This is a genomic window from Nostoc sp. CHAB 5715, assembly GCF_020829685.1.
Taxonomy (GTDB): domain Bacteria; phylum Cyanobacteriota; class Cyanobacteriia; order Cyanobacteriales; family Nostocaceae; genus Nostoc.
In genome coordinates this window covers 1-4,949 of the sequence record NZ_JAIVFR010000577.1, presented here as the reverse complement: position 1 = coordinate 4,949, position 4,949 = coordinate 1, and the positions used below count along the sequence as shown (strand labels likewise).

The following is a 4,949-nucleotide window of genomic DNA, read 5'->3' as shown; positions in this document are numbered from 1 at the left end:
TAACTATTGGCTCTCTAGTTGGGGGGGGATGCAGTTAAACAAAATCCAAGAGAGTAAACAGGTTCACACCTACCACTCATTAGGAGCGGTAAAGTATAACACTATAGATAATATTCCTCAGATTGCTAGTCAACGATTAGCAGTAGAAAAAGAGGTGTTGGAAAAAGCAGAGCGAATTGTAGCGACAAGTCCGCAAGAACAGCAACACATGCGATCGCTAGTTTCCACTAAAGGCAATATCGACATCATTCCCTGCGGTACAGATATTCAGCGCTTTGGCTCGATTGCACGAGAAGCAGCCAGGACTGAATTGGGAATTGAGAAAGAAACCAAAGTTGTATTATATGTAGGACGTTTTGACCAACGCAAAGGGATAGAAACCTTGGTGCGTGCAGTAAATGAGTCTGGGCTACGTGACTCCAAAAATCTCCAGCTAATTATTGGTGGTGGTAGTACTCCAGGTAACAGTGACGGGATTGAGCGCGATCGCATTGAGCAAATCGTCAACGAATTGGGGATGAGCGACTTTACCACTTTTGCTGGTCGTCTGAGTCAAGATATTTTGCCAACTTATTACGCAGCTTCTGATGTTTGCGTTGTTCCCAGTCACTACGAACCCTTTGGACTCGTAGCGATCGAAGCGATGGCAAGCGGTACACCAGTGGTAGCAAGTGATGTCGGTGGACTTCAGTTTACTGTAGTTAATGAAGAAACTGGTTTATTAGCACCACCGCAAGATGTAGATGCCTTTGCATCTGCCATTGACCGAATTCTCTTAAATCCAGAATGGCGAGATGAATTGGGTAAAGCTGGTAGAAAGCGCGTCGAAACTAAGTTTAGCTGGGATGGCGTAGCACATCAACTGAGTGAACTTTACACCCAACTGTTGCAGCCACAACCAGTAGCGTCAACAGCAAAAGAACTAGTGGAGTCAACAGCCGAACTAGTGCAGTCAACAGCAAAAGAAATAGTGGAGTCAACAGTCGAATTAGTGCAGTCAGCAGCAAAACAGCCGATTTTGGTTGCTAAATAATTCTCTTGGGTAACAGATAATGGTGAATGGTTGACTCGGAAGTAAGCATAATTTTATTTTCCTAGTCGTCACTCACCATTACTCAATCATTTATTCTAAATATTTCTCTAGGCTGAGTGATTTCCATTATTAAACCTTATCTAAGTTGAGAACCGTAGTTTTTGCCCTCACCCTAAATCCCTCTTCCAGAGATGTCCGAGGGACTTTGAAATTCTGGCTCCCCGAATCCCAATCTGGGGGATAGGTTGGGGGATGAGGGCAAATCCTTTTCATCACCGAAGAACTACAGGTTTCAAGATAGACGCGGTTTAGTTTAATTAGCTCAGAACTTGTGCCATTCCCAACAACCGCCTCAGAATGAATTCTGAGGCTAATAGCTAAAGTCTTCTAAAGAAGACTCAATAAAGATTAGAGTCCACTTAAGTGGACTTGCGCTATTAGCCAGAGAATTTATTCTCTGGCGGGAAAGTGGGCAGGTGCAAGATATAACTTAGTACACGTCACCATAAAAGGGGTTCGGAAATATCGACGCTTAATGTTGGGTTTCACTTCGTTCTACCCAACCTACGAATGATTAAATTCCATACCCTTTTTGTGGTGAGCTGTACTTAGCTTATTTAGTTATATACCTTTAGCCGACAAAACTCGACGCTAAAAAATGTATAAAAAGGTAAGTTATCATCTAAGTGCTGAGAGTTTATCTGAATAATAGATTTCTGCGTTTTTTTATTGGCAGCTATCACCAAACCAAGTAACCGCTATGATAGTTGAGGTCTGCTATGCTTTGACTAAACGAAAATAAAAGCATAGCGATCGCTACCATTAGAATGTTAACAACTAATCGCTTTGCAACCAGTTGACTTTACCACTCTCACAGCTGCTTGTAGCGAAATCCGCGCTAACTGGCTACCATCACGCTTAGAACAGGTTTACCAGCGCGATCGCTACACTATTGCTATGGCATTACGCACCCTGAAACAGCGAGATTGGCTACAGATTTCTTGGCATCCCCAAGCTGCACATATTTGTATTGGTGATCCGCCACCGCGATCGCCAGATACCTTTACCTTTAGCCAACAACTGATACATCAATTGAGTGGTTTGGCACTGGTAGCTATTGAAGCGATCGCCCCTTGGGAGCGTGTTATTGATTTGCAATTTGCCCGTCGTCCTGGAGAAAGCGCCCTGTATCATGTCTATGCAGAAATCATGGGCAAGTATAGCAACGTCATTCTCACCGATGCCAACAACATAATTATCACTGCTGCCCATCAAGTCAGTCAGCAACAATCTAGTGTCCGTCCCATCCAAACCGGACAACCTTATGAAACACCGCCAAAACTGACTGGAACAGTCCCCAGTTTGAACGAATCACAAGAACGTTGGCAAGAACGGGTAAGTTTAGTGCCAGGAGCAATCAAGCGGCAATTGCTGAAAAGTTATAGTGGCTTGAGTGCTGCACTACTGGAATTAATGCTATTAGAAGCAAATATTGCACCAGAAACATCCACCGATAGCCTCAACTCTAATGATTGGCGACGGCTGTTTGAACGTTGGCAAGAATGGCTGCAAGCCTTGGACTCCAGTAAATTTTACCCCGCTTGGACAAAAGATGGCTACACCGTAATGGGTTGGGGTGCAGTTGCAAAGGTCAAAGATATCCAGGAGTTACTCAACCACTACTACAGTAACCAAATTGACCAACAATTATTTTCTCAATTGCGCCATCAGTTAAGCCAGAAGTTGAATAATATTCTGGCGAAATTACGGAATAAGGCTCAAACCTTTAAGACACGCTTGCAGCAATCAGATCAAGCCGATGAGTATCGGCAAAAAGCTGATTTATTGATGGCTCACTTGCAAAACTGGGAACCGGGGATGAAAGAAATTATCCTTTCAGATTTTGAGACAAATTTGCCAGTAGCGATCGCTCTCCAACCAGATAAAAATGCTGTCCAAAATGCCCAAAGTCTTTACAAACAGCACCAAAAGCTCAAACGCGCTCGTGCTGCTGTCGAACCCCTACTGTTAGAAGTCCAGACAGAAATTGAGTATTTAGAACAAGTAGAAGCTGCGATCAGCCAAATAGACACCTATCAAACAGCAGAAGATTTGCGAGCTTTAGAAGAAATCCGCGAAGAGTTGATTGGACAAAAGTATTTAGAAGATCCAGAATATCGCAGTCGCAGTGCCAATGAACCCCCCAGCACCAACTTTCATCGTTACGTTACCCCCAACGGCTTTGAAATATTAATCGGTCGCAACAATCGCCAGAATGACCAATTGACCTTTCGTGTAGCTGGGGATTATGACCTTTGGTTTCACGCTCAAGAAATTCCAGGGAGCCATGTGCTACTACGTCTAGAACCCGGTGCTGTTGCAGAAGAAGCTGATTTGCAATTTGTAGCTAATCTTGCCGCCTACTACAGTCGCGCCCGTCAGAGCGAACAAGTGCCAGTAGTTTATACTCAGCTAAAACACGTCTACAAACCCAAAGGAGCAAAACCGGGAATTGCAATTTACAAGCAAGAGAGCATCCTCTGGGGGAAACCACAAATGGTCATTAGTCATTAATCATTGGGCATTGGGCATTGGGCATGGGGCATGGGGCATTGAGAAACAGGAGGCAGTTCTTGTTGGAGGCAGAAATTCTTTAATTTTGAATTTTGAATTTTGAATTTTGAATTGATTTCTTCCCCTGCCCCTCATCCCCCATATATACCCCACGAACTGCTGAATTATCCTGATAGATAGAAGCTTTTAAGCTTTGTTCATATCCTTTTTTGATGAATTTCACGAAAAATCTGTGTTGACTGTTACAATATTGTTAAGAAAAGTTGCCCCTTGCATTTTGGGAACGCGCAATTGGGTTTTAACTCTCTTGAGAAGACAACGCAAAAAAATAAACATTTTATAGACCAGCTGTGGGAGGCTGGTCTTTTTGTTTTTTAAGTGCTTATGGGATATCTCAATACAAACACTTTGAGTATTTTTTGAGCATCTTATAGTTATATCATGTTCGGATAAACACTTACTCTAAAAGTAGAGACGAAAACAATGAAGTATGCCAAAACGAATCAGTATAGTCAGGCATTTAGATATTGCTGAGTTAGAACAGCTTTACCGTCAGGCGAAAGAGGGGGTAGAAAGTCGTCAATACCAGATTATATGGTTACTAGCACAAGGAAAAAAGACCGAAGAAGTAGAGGAAGTAACAGGCTATAGCAGAACATGGATCTACGCATTGGTTAAACGATACAACGAGTTGGGTATAAGTGGAATTGGCGATCGCCGCCTTTCAAATCAAGGCGTAAAGCCGTTAATCTCCGACATACATAAAGCACAGCTATGGCAAGCTTTACAAGAAAACGCGCCAGATGGAGGACTCTGGAATTGCTTTTAGGTAAAAGCATTGTTAAGGACAGCGTTGCTATTGGGGAGCGAATTGGGTTCCTTGCTCAAGATCCATCTTTCTATGGATACTTGAGGTCATTACTGCTAAATTCATCACACATTCAGGAAATTGGCGCTTTAATGCTGGAAAAACCGGACAAGGCGCTTGTTCTTGTAAATTGTCCGGTTTACTCCAAGTAAAGGGGGCTTTTTGCGCTGCTGACATCCACACCAGACGCTTTGCTCGTGTCATCGCAACGTAGAGTAAACGGTACTCCTCAGATATTTTCAAGTGCTTTGCTTGTTCCCATGCTTGTGTAACATCTGGTATGGTAGATTCTCCGTGGAGAGCAGCACGAATTTGGGCGCGGGCTACTTCTGATAAGGTAAAATCCCCTAAGAACTGGCTTTGGGGAGGAACCCAAAATCTCCCAGGAATCAAGTTTTCGTGGAGAAAGGGAAGAAACACATAGTCCCAATCTAGCCCTTTGGCTTTGTGCATGGTAATAATGGTCAGTTGACC

At 43.3% G+C, this 4,949-nt stretch carries 3 protein-coding genes and 2 pseudogenes; 3 read left to right on the top strand and 2 right to left on the bottom strand.

Translation table 11 applies throughout. The features are described from left to right. Positions 1-892: pseudogene (locus LC574_RS26505) on the top strand (glycosyltransferase); the annotation flags it as partial. A 987-nt stretch (positions 893-1,879) separates the two neighbouring features. Further along, positions 1,880-3,607 (top strand): NFACT family protein, encoded by a 1,728-nt coding sequence (locus LC574_RS26500; protein ID WP_229456555.1) that lies wholly within the window; start codon positions 1,880-1,882, stop codon positions 3,605-3,607. On the opposite strand, the gene LC574_RS38265 is transcribed toward LC574_RS26500, so the two are convergent. Beyond that, positions 3,608-3,742, bottom strand: a complete 135-nt coding sequence (locus tag LC574_RS38265; protein WP_267871686.1) for a hypothetical protein — start codon at positions 3,740-3,742, stop codon at positions 3,608-3,610. A gap of 355 nt (positions 3,743-4,097) precedes the next feature. On the opposite strand from LC574_RS38265, the pseudogene LC574_RS26495 reads away from it, so the two are divergent. Then, positions 4,098-4,427, top strand: a pseudogene (locus LC574_RS26495) (transposase); the annotation flags it as partial. 36 nt (positions 4,428-4,463) lie between these two features. On the opposite strand, the gene LC574_RS26490 reads toward LC574_RS26495, so the two are convergent. After that, positions 4,464-4,949: 3'-5' exonuclease (locus LC574_RS26490; protein WP_306422159.1), on the bottom strand; the 486-nt coding region annotated here is incomplete at its 5' end.